The 14905-nt window shown below is 58.8% G+C and carries 10 protein-coding genes; 4 read left to right on the top strand and 6 right to left on the bottom strand.

The annotated features are described in order from the left end of the window. Positions 1–93: 93 nt before the first annotated feature. From D886_RS0123210 to D886_RS0123195, 4 genes are all read right to left on the bottom strand, one after another. On the bottom strand, positions 94–1293 hold the full coding sequence (locus D886_RS0123210; RefSeq protein WP_027596173.1) for a type II toxin-antitoxin system HipA family toxin: 1200 nt from the start codon (positions 1291–1293) through the stop codon (positions 94–96). Then, positions 1290–1541: a helix-turn-helix transcriptional regulator gene (locus D886_RS0123205; RefSeq protein ID WP_027596172.1), complete on the bottom strand. Its 252-nt coding sequence runs from the start codon at positions 1539–1541 to the stop codon at positions 1290–1292. Before D886_RS0123205 ends, D886_RS0123210 begins: the two co-directional genes overlap by 4 nt. Before the next feature lie 221 nt (positions 1542–1762). Beyond that, positions 1763–2092, bottom strand: coding sequence for a hypothetical protein (locus tag D886_RS0123200; protein WP_027596171.1), 330 nt, complete (start codon positions 2090–2092; stop codon positions 1763–1765). Between the two features lie 35 nt (positions 2093–2127). Continuing rightward, positions 2128–3798: a hypothetical protein gene (locus D886_RS0123195; protein WP_027596170.1), complete on the bottom strand. Its 1671-nt coding sequence runs from the start codon at positions 3796–3798 to the stop codon at positions 2128–2130. Between the two features lie 363 nt (positions 3799–4161). Between D886_RS0123195 and D886_RS0123190 the strand changes: the two genes are divergently transcribed. The 3 genes from D886_RS0123190 (at position 4162) to D886_RS27210 (ending at position 5967) form a co-directional block, all read left to right on the top strand. Beyond that, entirely contained in the window at positions 4162–5157 is a 996-nt protein-coding gene (locus D886_RS0123190; protein ID WP_027596169.1) for a 5'-nucleotidase, read from the top strand. Positions 5158–5221: 64 nt separating this feature from the next. After that, positions 5222–5482: a Pathogenicity locus gene (locus D886_RS0123185; protein WP_027596168.1), complete on the top strand. Its 261-nt coding sequence runs from the start codon at positions 5222–5224 to the stop codon at positions 5480–5482. Further along, positions 5479–5967 carry a GNAT family N-acetyltransferase gene (locus D886_RS27210; protein ID WP_050580778.1) on the top strand — a complete coding sequence of 163 codons (489 nt, stop codon included), beginning with the start codon at positions 5479–5481 and terminating at the stop codon, positions 5965–5967. Before D886_RS0123185 ends, D886_RS27210 begins: the two co-directional genes overlap by 4 nt. 66 nt (positions 5968–6033) lie before the next feature. On the opposite strand, the gene D886_RS0123175 is transcribed toward D886_RS27210, so the two are convergent. Together D886_RS0123175 and D886_RS0123170 are read right to left on the bottom strand one after the other, a co-directional pair. Further along, a complete protein-coding gene (locus tag D886_RS0123175) occupies positions 6034–11166 on the bottom strand; it encodes a RecQ family ATP-dependent DNA helicase (RefSeq protein ID WP_027596167.1) in 5133 nt (1710 codons plus the stop codon). Between the two features lie 14 nt (positions 11167–11180). Continuing rightward, on the bottom strand, positions 11181–13883 hold the full coding sequence (locus D886_RS0123170) for an AAA domain-containing protein (RefSeq protein ID WP_218186934.1): 2703 nt from the start codon (positions 13881–13883) through the stop codon (positions 11181–11183). On the opposite strand from D886_RS0123170, the gene D886_RS28485 reads away from it, so the two are divergent. Beyond that, positions 13875–14618: a hypothetical protein gene (locus D886_RS28485; protein ID WP_218186933.1), complete on the top strand. Its 744-nt coding sequence runs from the start codon at positions 13875–13877 to the stop codon at positions 14616–14618. The genes D886_RS0123170 and D886_RS28485 overlap by 9 nt on opposite strands. Positions 14619–14905: the final 287 nt, after the last annotated feature.

The raw sequence follows: 14905 nt of genomic DNA, 5'->3' as shown, positions 1-14905 counted from the left end.
GCTTGAGAGAATGCCCGGATCAGCATAGTGGCGGATGGAGGAAGAGGCGTTGCTTCAGGTCAGGTTTTGAAGGGAATCCTGGGGAGCGGCAGGCTAGCCAAAGGTCCTGATGAACGGCCCTGCAGATTGCCGAATGGCACCCACCACACTGGGAGCCTGCTCGCAGAGTTCAGCAGAACGAGCAAGAACTCGCTCAAGCGCCTGTAACTGCTCCTGGATGATCTCCTTGGGGCGAGCCACATCACAGGTATCAGCGAAGTCCGTCAATCCTTGCCGCGAAGCGAACAATGACTTACTGCCGCACAGGTCCAGTGCCAGTACATCTTCAGGTATGTAGGCTGTTGTATTGACGATGTCGTATGCCGGTGCCAGCCGTGCGTCCCGTTGAGACGGATCGGAATACAACAATCCGAAGTTTTTCAAATGCGCATCGCCATTACCGACAATACAAGACAGGCTCACCATGGCAAACAACTGCGCCAGTGAACCTTGCACCTGCTCGGGTGTGCAGAACAGGCGAATGGCCTTGGCAATTGCCGCATAGCTCTTGCTGTATTTCTGCTCGGCGGCAAGCCCCATCAGCGCTGCCATGTCTTCAAAGCCAATGGGGTCGAGTTGCTCATCACGGTCGAAGCGGCGCATGACGAACAGCTTGGTATTATCGGACAGGTAGAACTCGGGTACCGGAATTCCCACATCCTTGGCCACAGACATGCAAAGGAACTCATTGATAGCCAACCCCGGAAACTCGTCGCGCCCGCTTTTAATTATCAGGTCGGAGGTTTTCGAGGTAAAACGTTGCGGTGTACTGCTCGGCGCTTCTGGTACCAGTACCTTGGGCTGCACCCCTGATATTCCAGCACGCAAGATGTACCGGTCCACCAGACCAGCAAAGATATCGTCAGCGCCATCCCAAGTCAGAATTTCCTCTAGTCGCTCACCAGGAAACTGCTGGCGGCGCAAGAGCGCATCCACCTCAGCTGAACTCACTGCCACGCGCCCGATAGGGGAACTGCTGCCCGAAAGCGCCAACAGCAACATCGGATCGACATTGGCGACCTTTGCCAAACGGTTACGTAATTGTTCCAGAACATAGCCCTCAGGCAAGTTCATTTGGAAAATAGGATGCAGGTCCCGATGACGGTAATCATCCAGGCGTACCGGCATTAAAAGGCTGATCGCAGCATGAGCATCAGCACTTTCGTGGTAGCGAAACACATAGTCGCCAGCGGAATTGAAGATTTTCCCGCTTTCCCCTCCCGGTGTTGCAACCCGCAGCGTGGCCGTCTTCACTCGAATACCCCCTGGATCTCATCTAACGTGGGCATGGCTGCGGTCACCAACGCGAACTCGCAGTCCAAGGCGCCCACCACTCGCACATAGGCAGCCATGCCGACAGATAGGTCGCCCCGCTCGATCGCGATAACCTTCTGCCGAGTAACGCCGGCCAACGTCGCCAGCTTGGCTTGAGTGAAACCAAGGCTGCGGCGGCGCTGCCGAACCTGCTGGCCAAGGCGTACAACGATAAATGAGGGGTCCATGTTCTGTATACGTAACAAATAAGAGTTAATGTAACGTATACATGACCTTGAACAAATGTCAAAGCTGAGGGATATCGCCTTCGTATTTGCAGTGCATAAGAATAGCCTTGTGGTGCGATGCGGCCGGTGAAAACGCACCGAATATTCGCTGCTTTCACAGGCCTCTTCGCAGCACAAGGCTGCTCCTACCCGACGATGGGCCGCAGAGCGGCCCGGTAGGGTCAGTCGACGCGCACGAACACTTGCTTGGCCATGTTATTGCCACCAATCGACTCGAGGCGCTTGCCGCCGTCTAGCACGCGGACGTTGATTAGCGCGACACCGTTGGCATCACGGGCTACAACCACGTCGTCCTTGCGCTCCCACTCGTCGACCTTGATCTTGTTGCCTGCCGCAATGATGTAGTCGCTGGAGAATTCGACCGTCTGCTTGCCTGCGCTGTAGCCCATCACGCTGGTCGTGGCCTCGTAGGTGCCATCCAGCGCGTCGTTGCCGCAGCCAGCCAATACACAGAACGGCAGTGCTGCCAGCACGTATTTGAAGTGACGCATAGGTAATCCTTGTCTGTAGATCCTGAAAGAAACAATCAACCCTTGGCGGTGCCCACCAAGGAATCGATCAACATCGCCGAGGCCGTGTCGCCGTTTTCCAGCACCAGCTGGCGAATCGATTTGCCGAACGCCGCCAGCGGCGTGTCGAAGGTGAAGTCGGACTTGCCCTGGTAGCTGGCAGCGAAGCGGATCACGTTCTCGGACCAGCCCACCCGCTGCCCGGCTGCCGCCAGGTTGTAACTGCCGAAGAAGGCCGCGGCCACCGGCGTGGTGCCATCGACATCGGCTGCATTGAGGTCAGCGCCCGCCGCGACCAGCGCTTCGGCGTAGCTGTGGTTACGCTGGGCCATGCAGGCATGCAAGGCCGTCTCGCCGCCGTAGGCCTTGGCGTTGACGTCGCTGCCCTTGAGCAGTGCCTGGAACAGCGCTTCAGGCTGCTGGCCGGCGCCATGGCGGCGTTGCAGGCTGCCGGCTTTCTGGCAGAACACCGATAGCGCGGTGTCGCCGTAGACGTTGTGCGCCTTCAGGTCTTCCTTGCCCGCCAGGGTGATCATGTGCGCGAAGCTGCACGAGCTGTAGTCGCTGCCCGCCAGGCAGTTCATCAGGCGCGTGTTGCCGTTGATATCCCGACCCATCGGGTCGGCGCCAACTGAGATCAGGTAGTCGTAGGCGTTATCGGCGACCACGGTGATCAGCGGCTTGTTCTCGTAATGCAGGCGTTGATTGACATTGATGCCGGCGCTTTTCAGCAGGTAGGCGAAGGCGTCGAGGTCCTTGATCTCTTTTGCCCAGTCCGACGTACGCGCCTGGCCCTGGGCGGCGTCCCACAGGCGCATGGCCATGGGCGAGGTGTCTGGCGGGCTGTCGACATCACGTACCTGGGCCGAGCCAGGCTGATAGTTGACCCACACGCCAGCCTGCTTGTCGTCCTTGTAGCTGCCCTTTTCGGAGACCGTGCCAGCAGGCCAGCCGCGAATGAAGTACACCTCGTACAGGCCGTTTTTTTTGCCTGCGCTGTACTCGACCTTTGTGGCCGGCACCGACGTGCCATCCGTGAACGACGTCCAGGTCTCACGCACGCCATCGAGCTCGCCAGCCTTGTAGGTCGCGCGGTCCTTCAGTGTGCCCTGGTAGTCATAGTGTTCCACCAGGCCATCGAGCTTGCCGGAGCCATCGCTGGCGAAGGTCTCCAGCAGGGTGAGCTTCTGCTGGCCATCGATCACCTTCCACTCGCGCTGGGTGCCGACACGGATCGCGCGCTTGCGGAAATCAACGGTCGGGATCTCTGTGCTGTCACTGACCTGCAGGCCTGTGGCGCAGTCGTAGTGCTGCTCGCTGCGGCGTCCGCCTTCGAGGGTGATGACGTTGTCCAGGTGCTCGGCGAACTCGCCCTTGCACCAGGTTTTCTTGGGCCCGACAAACGCACCGTCCTGCAACTGGCCTTCTACCAGCAGCTTGCCGTCCTGGTCGAACTCCTTCCATTCGCCGACCACTTTGCCGTCTTCGACCTTGAACGCCTGCAGCACCCGGTCACCCACTTTGTGCACCACGGTGCCGTTCAGCCGCTCGCCCGACTTGCGCTCGAGGTACAGCGCATGCGGCGACCCGACAGTGCCGGTGTAGCTGGTGACTTCATCGAAGTTGTATTCGGAGTTGCAACCTGCCAAGGCGGAGGCCAGGGCACAAAGAACGAAACGCTTTTTCATGAATATCCTTGTTGAAATGCGTGCAGCCTGTTACGGGGCATGGCTTCGCCAACGCCCAGCAATGGCCTGGATGCAACGGAGTAAATGCAATGCGCAAAATGGCGGGCAGTGCCGCTGGAGGGCATCGGCTAGAAACGCATCAAGAAACTTGCCTTTCCATGGTTAACCGCTCTGGAATGCGGGTTTCGGCGGAATTATACATAGTAGCCTAACGATGGCAACGCTCATGATCTGTGCCGCGTTTGCCAGCATGCGCCTTCCCTGTGGGCTTGCCCGCGAAGGGGCGCGGAGCGGCCCCAATTAACCATCACCCGCCTGCATACCCCTATACTCGTCACCTGCACCCCTCAAGGAGCCCGTTCAATGCCCTACCCCATCGAACACAAGCTGGTCATTGGCGTGGCCTCCAGTGCACTTTTCGACCTCACCGTGTCTGACGACATCTACAAGGCCGACGGCGTCGAGGCTTACCGCCAGCACCAAGAGCAAAACCTGGATGAACCCTTCCCGAGGGGCGTTGCGTTCCCGTTCATTCGCCGCTTCCTCAGCATCAACCAGGCCTTCCCCGACCAACTCCCCGTGGAAGTGGTGTTGCTCTCGCGCAACTCGCCCGAAACGGGCTTGCGCGTGTTCCGCTCCATCAGCCATTACCAACTGGACATCACCCGCGCCGCCTTCATGTCCGGCCGCTCGCCCCACGAGTACATCCCGGCCTTCAACGCCTCGTTGTTTCTCAGCGCCAACGAAGACGACGTGCAGCGCGCCATCGACGCCAGCTACCCCGCTGGCCTGGTGCTGCCGACGCGCATTTACGACGATGAGATCGACACCGAGCTGCGCGTGGCCTTCGACTTTGACGGCGTGATCGCCGATGACGAAGCGGAAAGCGTGTACAAGCAGAACGACAACCTGGACGACTTCCAGGCCCACGAGCGGGCCCGCAAGGCCATCCCCCACCAGCCCGGGCCACTGGCGGACCTGTACCGCAAGCTCTCCCACATTCGCACGCTCGAAGACCAGAAGCTGGCACAAGACCCGAACTACAAACGCATCTTGCGCATCGCCATCGTGACCGCGCGCAACGCGCCGTCGCACGAGCGGGTGGTGACCACGTTGAAGGATTGGGGCGTGTCGCCGGATGAGTGCTTCTTCCTTGGCGGGATGGAAAAGCCCCGGGTGTTGTCGATTCTCAAACCCCACGTGTTCTTCGATGATCAACGCAGCCACCTGCAATCACCGGCCGGCGACCTGCCGATGGTGCATGTGCCGTTTGGGGTGGCAAACAGAAGTGGGCCGAAGCGATTTTCGAAACAGCCGGTGGAAACCTCACAAGGCAACGCACTGGAGAAACTTGATTAGCCCCAGCAGGCTAGCGAGTTGGTAAACTCCCGCGGCAGTATTTGCCGATAACAGGAGTTTACGGATGCCATTTCCACTGACGGAACACACAGCATTGCTGGCCCTCAAGGGCGTAGGGCCAACCGTTGTCGCTCGCCTTGAGCAGATGGGGATTGATTCGCTGGCGATGCTTAGCGAAGCGAATGTCGATGACATTTTGGCCCAGGCATCAGCGGCCGTTGGCTCCACATGCTGGAAGAACAGCCCCCAGGCACGGGCTGCGATCAATGCGGCTATTCAGTTGGCGAAGAAAACCCAGTTGAGTGCATCGGAGGCGCGAGAGTGAGTTGCCCTATACGCTTGGCGAATGCAGACGATGCCGAGGGCATAAGCCGAGTCGTGATAGCGGCCTTACGCGGGTCGAACGCGGCTGATTATGATGCCGAGACTATCTCGCGCATCGAGGCGTCTTTCAGTGCGGCGCACATTCTTGAGATGCTGACTCGGCGGTTGGTGTTTGTGGCATTGATTGAGGATGAGGTGATTGCCACGGCCAGTCTTGACGGGGATGTGGTCAGAAGTGTGTTTGTCGAACCCCAGCATCAAGGGTTTGGGGTCGGGAAACAGATGATGGCAGTGATCGAAGATGAAGCGATTGCGCGTGGGCTGAAGGTGTTGCGTGTGCCCTCCTCCATTACGGCGGAAGGGTTTTATGCAGGGTTGGGCTTTTGCACAGTGCGGGATGCGTTTTATGGGGAGGAGCGGACGGTTGTCATGCAGAAAACGCTTCCAGCCTTTGACCCTTCAGGCGGATCGCGTGAAATCACCTAGACCTTGCGCTGGAGCTGCCCACTTCAACGACTCCTGTCATTCTAGCAAGTGGGCTAGTCTGCTGGCTCATGGCCTCCCGATGCAGTTCGTGCCACACACCCGCGGTACGACAATCTCCCACCGCTCAGATTTATGCCACGTTCGATACTGCTCCTCAGTATCTTCCAGATACCGAACCAGCACCCCTGCCACCTCGCATCGCTCCACTTCAATGTTCAACACAAACGACTTGGCGGTTCGCCCAACCACACGCCCCAGCCCATCGCGTATCTCATACCGGTCACCCTGCCTCACAAGCTGCAACTCATCCCCCGGTTGCAACCCTCGCAGTGCCTCATGGATGACATCCGTCGACGCAGTGCGCCCGGCAAAACCGATATCGATGTCTCTCAACCCGAGCTGCAAAAATCGCCGCTCCAAAGCCCGGTCATGGTCACCCTTGAACACCAAGGGTGCGACGTTTGCTGTCAGGCTGCCACTGAACGGGTTAGCCGCATTGAACTCACACAACGTCAACGTCTGTTCGGCCCGCGTCATGCCTACGTAAAACAGCCGACGTTCATCGTTGAGCCCGTCTGCCTGGGTATTCCAGCCGCCATCAAGCAATACCACATGCCTAAATTCGAGCCCCTTTGCCGAATGCACAGTCCCCAGATACAGGCCATTGCGTGCTTGCTGGCGCATTTCCCGGGCGTAGTCATAAAGCCATTCGACAACCGCACTGCAGCGAAGCTGGCATTCCCCCAATTCGACGTGTAACTGGGTAAAGGCCTCGTCAAAAAAACTGCGCCAGGCGGCACTGACATTCACCGAAACCTGCGCCCACGCCTCTGCAGCAGTCAGTGTTTTGCCAATATTCCGCAGCTGATCAACCACCGCTACGAAGTCACGCTGCCGTGTGATCGGCAACCCGCTGTCTTTGTCGGCAGCCAGAAAATAGGGAATGCCTGCAAGCTCGCAAAGGGCCTGAACCGGCAGCAAATATTGGTGAGTACGCGCAAGCAGGGCGCAACCGTGCCAGGCGCCCTTCTCCAGCGCCAGAAGACGCTTGAGCTCGTTCATGGCGGCCTGGGCCTGAACATTGCCAACACCACTGTCACCTGGGTCAATGGCCAGGCGTGCAACCCGCCCTGCACGCCCTGGGTCGAGCGATTGCCAGGCGCCACCTGGAGGGTTCGGCTGGCGACTGCGATCGATCCGGATCGGGTGGTCAACCTTCAACCGTTCGGGGTTATGGCCTACCAACTGATTGGCTGCCGCGATGATGTGCTGCGTCGAGCGGTAATTTTCGATCAAATAGCTGGTGGTGGCCGAATAATCCTCGCGGAAACGTTCGATATAACGGTTGTTGGTGTCGCGCCACGCATAGATGTTCTGGTCATCGTCACCCACCGCCAAGATGCACAAACGGCCCTCCTCGCTGGACTGCCTGCCGGCCAGTGCACTCACCAAACGGTATTGCAGCGCGTCGATATCCTGATATTCATCCACCAGAATGTAGCGATAGCTACGCAATAGCTGATCTCGCAGGTCATCCTCGCCTTCAGCCATGCCTTTGCCTTCCAGCATCAGTACGGCATTTTCCAGCACCTGCTTGAGCGCCCCTTCATCCACTCCGTCCTTTCGCTCGAAACGGGTGCCAGTCAGGCGCATGGCCATGCTGTGGTAAGTCATTACGCTGACACCGTAAGCATCCGCACCCACCAGCTGTAGAAGCCGCTTGCGAATTTCATTGGCAGCATGCCGATTGAAGGTCAGGGCCACGATCGCATGGGCCGGTACCCGCCGCACGCGCAACAGATAGGCGATGCGGTGCACGATGACCCGCGTCTTACCTGAGCCCGGCCCAGCCAGCACCAGGCGATTGATGTCGTCGTCATCGACCACCACAAGCCGCTGCTGAGTACTCAGGTCTTCGACAATCGAACGCCACGACTCCTCGCTGGTGGCGTGCTTGAGCACCTCTTCGCGGCCAGAGAAATAGCGCTGTAAAAAAGCATCTTTCGAGTCTGTGAAGTAATGCAGTACCAACTCCAGCGCACTTGCCATCGCCTCCAGGGCCACCTGCGCATACTCACGCATCACATGCACCTGGATGCGCTTTTCGCTGTAATGCTCGTCCAGGCGCAAATAGTCGTCCTTAAGGTAACTGCCCTTTTTCTCGGCATTCACCTCAATGGTCATTGCCCTGCGCATCACTGTCATACCATGGTTAAGCGTAAGCACTTCTTGCTTGTGCAGGTACAGCAGCACGTGCTCGATGGCCCTCTGGCGCTGGTTGGCCTGCACGGCTTGAGCGAGGACGAGGTCCGACTCGATCAAGCCGGCCAGCTCACCGAAAGTACTCTGCACCATCAGATCTTTGCCCTTTGAAGCAGGCGCCAGCTTGCTGGTCAGAAATTGCAGCAACTTTGTGGCAATGATCCGTCGTTTTTCGCCAAAGCGTTCGAGCTGTGCCCAGCTGTATTTACCCTGGATCCTGAGCTTGATGTAGTCATGGTTGACCTGCTTGAGTTCGAAACTGCTGCGTGGCTGGCTGTTGCTCTCGCGGTCGTAGGACAGGCTATGCAGCAGGCGCAACACTTGAAGGGGGATAAGATCTTCCTGCTCCAGCCTTGCGCGCAGGCCCGCAGTCAGTGCAGTGAGGTTCAAGTCTTGCCAGCTGCCATCGTGTGCGTCCGGCGCCAGTTCGCTGAGTAATTCGAACAGGGCCGCCTCCAAGGCCAGGGTCTGTGCCAGACGCTGGCTCGAAGCCCCCACCACGCCATGGCGCAGCAGTACGGTCAACTGGGTGTCGTTGACCAGCAACCCCAGCGCTTCCATCTGCCTTAATGTGCTGACGACCTCTTCAGAGGTGAGGCTGGTGAGTGTCATCAAGTTGTCGGTGCTGACCCGCTCGTCGGCCTCGGCGCGGTAAAGGTACTTCAGGATCGCGTCGAACTCTTCATGGCGCCGCTTCGACAGGTTGGCCTTGTGTAAACGCTGGCTGGCTTCCCCTTCGCTCAGGCTCAAACGCGCCGGGAAGATCTGGGTGCTGTTTTCTTCCCGCTTTAGGTATTGCCCGCGCTCCAGCCAGGCAACGGCGGTGACCACTTTGGTTTCAGCATCGATGTCGCCGGCATCGAACGAGGTTTCGACGTCCTCATCCATGAGGATTTCGCCTGCGGTAATCACCAATTCACCGCCCTTGCGCCTGGCGTACTCAAAACGTAGCTTGCGCAAAATTTGCTGGATGTCGCGCAGGCTGAGCCTGGAGCGCTCGCAGAGGCCGAATTGGGTTTCAATGTCTTGCGCATCGTAAAGCAGCACGCAGCGTGCCGCGCCCTGGTCACGCCCGGCCCGGCCAGCCTCTTGCAGGTAGTTTTCAAGCGAGCCTGGGATGTCTGCATGAACAACCAGCCGAATGTCGGCCTTGTCGACCCCCATGCCGAAGGCATTGGTAGCGACAATGATGCGGATACGCCCGGCCTTGAAGTCGTCCTGGATATCCTTCTTGTCATTGGGCTCAAGGCCGGCGTGGAAATGCCGGCAGGACCAACCTTGCTCGATCAAAAAGTCCGAGAGCTTTTCAGCCCCCTTACGGCTTGAAACGAACACCACCGCCCCACCTTCCTGGCCACCGAGCTCTGCTTCAAGCAAATGGTGGATCCTCGGCCACTTCTCGTCGCGGCTGCAAGGCTGTACTTCAAAACTCAGGTTGGTACGTTCATGGCTGCCCAGAAACTGGGCGAACTCGATGCCCAGGCTATCCCTGAAATGCGCCCGGATATCAGCCAATACATCCGGTTTGGCTGTTGCCGTGAAGCAACCGATTGGTGCAAGTGGTTGGTCGCCCGTGTGCTCACGAATGAAGCGCGATGCATACAGGTAGTCGGGGCGGAAATCATTGCCCCACTTCGATAAGCAGTGCGCCTCGTCGAAAATCCAGGCACCGATCTGTCGCTGCCGAATGGCACGGCGAAACGCCCTGTTGCGAAATTGCTCGGGGGATACCAACAGGATGCCGACATCCCCCATCTGGATTTTCTCCAGCACATCGGCACGCTCAGGCATCGTCAGCATGCCATTGAGCGTGGCGGCGCATTGCACGCTGCGCTCCAACAGCCCGTCCACCTGGTCCTTCATCAGCGACTGCAACGGCGAAATAATGATGGTCAAGCTACCGTTGCGATGAAAGCGGTTCAGCGCGGGCAGCTGGTAACACAGTGACTTGCCGCCGCCTGTCGCTAGAATGGCCAGCACATGCTGCCCCTGCATGCCAGCGAGTACCACGTCATGCTGCAGGCTCTCGCCGGGGCGTTCGTAGCGGAAGTCCGCAAAACCGAAGTAGCGCTTGAGTTCATGGCGTGGATCGTGGGTGGTGAGGCAGTACTGGCAATCCGCACGGCCACAAGGCACATCGCGCAGCTCACGAATAAGGCGCATCACCCCCGGAAACTGATGCCGAACCCACGGCGCGAGTACCGAGTTGCCGCCCGACACCCGTAGCCACGCCAGTGCGTAGGCCAAAGGCAAGTGCAAATCCCTCTGTTCAAGCTCAGTGCCCAGCAGTTGCTGCAAACGGGTGTTGCACACTTTCAGATCCCGACCTGTCGACGCATCGGTTTCCGTCAACAGGCCTGGAATCAGCTGGCGCAGCTGCGCGATAGACACCGCTTGCCGACCAGTCAGGGAGGCGAAAAAAGTGCCCAGGTCGCTGTCCAGACCTGGGGCCAGCAGCGCTTGATAGCACAGCAACTCGGCCTGGTTGACCTCGTTCAACTGCGCGAATGCATCGCGCTGGTCGCTGAACAAAACCAGCGTTGAACGGCAATCGGCAAGCGGCGAGTTGAGACTGTCGCGGATCAGCTTGTAGTCTTTGACCAGCCGGTGGTACGGGTTCTGCGGAAACGCCAGCGGTGACAGACGCAACGTATCGATTACCGGCAGCGCATGCAGGGCCAGTGCCGGTGCCTGTTGCAGAAGGATGGGCAGGTCGTGCTCGATGATATTGTGCCCCAGCAGGTAGCCAGCACCGTGCGAAAGCGTATCGACCTCAGCCAGTACCTGCGCAAGGTTTTGTTTGACCGCTACATCTATCTGTTTATCCAGGTCAGGCCTTGTTGCGCCGACTTTTATGATGCGATCGGGTTTGTCCCCCTTGGCGGGGACGACTTCCAGGTCGATGACCAGGCTATTGGACTGAAAAGTTACTGACATTTGGTTTCGGCGCCTCAGGCCCCTCCCCCATATGAAGTCACCCGACTGGCCAAGCTGCTGCGGTTGACCTGGATCTCCTCGCTGACATCCGGGCCCCGATAAACCATCGAGGTCTCGTGGCGTACATACTCACCCTGACGCTGGGCGCTCAGCCAGTTGAAAGAGCCAACACACAGCACCTCCTGATCTGCCATGACCATCTTGCTGTGCACTTTGCTGACCACACGCACAGGAACATTTTGCGCCTGCAGGTAAGCAAGCACAGCCTCAAATTCAACCACTTTCTGTGGCTCGCCTTTGGGTTTTTGACGTGAGGTATCCGTGTTCAAGAGCAAGTCGGTATACACCTCGACCTGCACCCCACGTTGCACAGCAGCATGCATCTGCTGCAATGCTCCGGTTGTCTGCAAGCAGTGTAGCCTGACCCACGGGGTCACGATCTGTACCTGCTGGCGAGCAGTCTTCAGCGTCTGCATCAGAAACCGGTCATGCTCCTCCCACTCATGCAAATGGCTCAACCCGGTAGTGGCCGTTTGCAGGTCAAGCCTGGGCTGGTACTCGAACTGCAGCTCGCTGGCAGGGTCCGCCAGCAGGTACTTCGCTAATAATCCGCGCGGTTTGCTGACCGGCACCTGGCCAAACACATCCATATCGCCGAACACCAGAAAACTGTCCTTGGCCCGCGACACGGCGACGTTGAGCATGCTATCTCGGCGATCGATAAAACCACCATCGGCATGCTTGGAATACACCGCTGAGAAAATCACCACAGGCCGCTCCGCGCCCTGAAACGAATGCACCGTGCCGACGGTAATTTCGCCCGCCCCTTTACCGGCGTGAATACCCAGCGCGGTGCAGGCGTCGACGATGGCACTGGTTTGCGCACCGAATGGCGTGATCACACCAAGGATCTCAAACAGCGCTTTGCCCTCGTAACGCTGCCTCAACTCGGCTTCATTGGCCTGTATCCAGGCCGCGATCGTCTGCGCTTCAAGCAGGTTGTCGCGGCTACCCTGGCTGTTTTGCTGGCATCTGCCATCGATATGCAGGTAGCCCAGGCCCGGCAAGCCCCCGTCTGGCTTCTGGCCACGCCGTGGAAGCAGCTTGCCCTTGTAGCAGAGAGCATTGCAGAAGCTGATGATCAAGTCGTAGCAGCGACGATGCTCGTACAAATACATGCCTCGTGCCAAATCGGGATCGTAATGATAGCGGCTGGTCGCTTGGGCGATCGCCATGACGCTACCACTCGCCGCGCTGCGCCCGCCCTCACAAAAGGCCTCGTAGTCCTCATCGACCTGGCTGTGTGAAATCAGCCCGGCGTTCGTCAAGTTACCGATATCCACCTTGGCCGGGATCGACCAGATGGGCTCTATCTGCTGCGTGTCACCGATGACAAGCGCCTGCTTGGCGAGGGCGAACGATGGCGCAGCCACCTCTGGCAACACCTGCCCGGCCTCGTCGACAATCAGCAGGTCGATGAAGTCGATCAGGTAATCGTCGATGTAGTCACCGTCATCGTAGCGCTTGCACGACAGCTCTTTGGGCAGGCGGAAAAACGTCGAGACCACGCAAGGCGTCAGCTTCATCCAGCGACGCCAGCTGTTGACGAGGGTTTTCCTGCCGGTTTTCGTGCGGCTTTTGACAATGGCAGGCAGGTCTTCGCCTACCTCCAACAGCCAGCGCCCTTCCCAGTAGTGTGTGGTCAACCGAAAAATGTCGAAGCGCAACGTCGTATCGGCCCAACCGTCGCAGTCATCGAGCGTGGTTTCAGCTGCAGGCTTGCCAATCGACCCGGCCAGCGGGCCTATCACGCCCTGCCAGTGCTGCAGCGAACGCTGTTGCGCCTCAAGCAGTTGCTGTGCAGTTTGTAACCGGGCAGTTAGCTGTTGATGCTGTGCACGCGCTTCATTCTCGGCCGCCACCAGACGGCTTTCGATTTCACTCAAGCTCGAGGCATTGTGCAGCGGGGTATCGGCGCCATCGAGCTGCAGCTTGGCCAGCCGAAGCCGCTTGGCCGCCACGGGGGGGATCCAGCTGAACAGGCTGTAAAACAGCGGCTCGTGGGCCAGGTAATGTCTGAAATTTTTCAGCCGTTTCTGTACGTTTTCCAATGGCTGCACATGGCCAGCCAGCGCCGCCTTTCGTGCTTGGATATCAGCCTGCGGGTCGTCGCCCAACGCTGCCTGGACAGCTTCTCGTGCCAAACTCAGGGCAGTCCACGCCTGTTCGATAACAGCAAGTTGCTGCTGACGACCGACGATCTGCTGACGCAGCAGGTCCACCGCACCCTTCACGCTCATCTCTTGAACGCCTGGGAACGCCAACGCTGCATGCTCCAGATAAGCCTGCTGCGCCCTCTCCAGGTACGCCTCTGATTCCAGTTCGGCGAAGAAGCTTTTGGTCTGGAAGACAGTGGCCATTTCCGCTTCGGCCGAGGCTCTCGGAAAATAAGCACCGAAACTATGAACGTCGGGCAGCCAACGTCCCGCGAAAGGCCCACTACCCTCGGCGAAGTCTTTGCCGAAAGCCGCGATGATATTAGTGACTGCCTGGTTGTTAGTGGAGCTGGCAACTATTACCGGTGGCTCGCCGCCCTCCACGGCAGCCTTGGCCCATAGCGATGCGACCACCGACAACACCAGCGTCGTCTTACCCGTACCGGGCGGGCCGTTCACAGCCAGTACCTCGCCCGCCTCGCCTGCCAGTAGATGAGCCAAGGCGTCACGCTGGGCCGGCGCCAGTGCGTATTCGTCACCCGCATGGCCAAGCCGTGCGGCAAACAGGCTATTGGCAGGCAGGCAGGCTTCGTCCAGGCTTGGGGCGCGCTGGGCGAAGCGCTCGAACAGCGCTACGGCGGGCTTGTGTTGGCGCAGGTAGTCGTACAGGTTGACAATGTTCTGGCTGAAGCCGTCGGCTTTGTCTTCTTTGAACAGCAGGCCGTGCTCAGCTCGACTCAGGCCGTCTGCCGTTGGGTCCCAGCCTTTGCCGACCTTGAGCAACATCTTCCAGCAAAAACGCATGAACAGGCGCCATTGCTCGTGGTGCTTCTGCGCATCCAGCACCTGCTCCCCTTCGGGAGGGGAAAAGGCAGGTACCTCCCTGGCGTTCAAGAACTCATCAAGCACCGACTGCGCGCCGATGCAGAACGTGCCTCTGTCGAGCGGTTCGAGAATATCGCGTGGCACGAAGGTCTGGCTGGTTGGATAAAGACGACCATCCCGCGCAACAAGCACAGTGCACATCACCGGCGTGACCGTGGCTGGTATACCCGAACGCGTCTTGCCGTGTTCCAGTTGCGCTTCGAATACCCAAGGCCGAAGGGTGACCTTAACTGTCGCAGTCGAGGCGGGCTCGTTGGTAAACAAGGGGTCTGCCAGTTCCACAGGCAGGCAGCCTTTGTTGACGTGCTCCAAAAGGATGGGGGTCAGTGCCTTGGATTTATCGGAAGTTAGTGCGCCATTGCCGTTTTCAGCGTCAGCGAGGGAGTTACGCCAGTAGGTGGCGAGTTTTAGGGCGTAGTCGTTCATCGTCCTGATCTGATGCGGACCGTCACTCACTGTAACGGTCGTAAACGAATGGATTGACGCAGGGGGAGCTGGGTGCAGCGGGGCGTCGTTGTTTGGGGATGGTCGTCAGCTGTAGGGCCGCTGTCAATTACTGATTACCGATGCAGCCCTTGCCTTACGCCGCAGTGCCCGCGCCGCAACCAACGGGCGTCACTCAGCACCCGGCGGGATTC

Source organism: Pseudomonas sp. LAIL14HWK12:I7, from assembly GCF_000483465.1.
Taxonomy (GTDB): domain Bacteria; phylum Pseudomonadota; class Gammaproteobacteria; order Pseudomonadales; family Pseudomonadaceae; genus Aquipseudomonas; species Aquipseudomonas kermanshahensis.
Note: the sequence above shows the minus strand (reverse complement) of the source record. Positions and strands in the feature narration are given on the sequence as shown.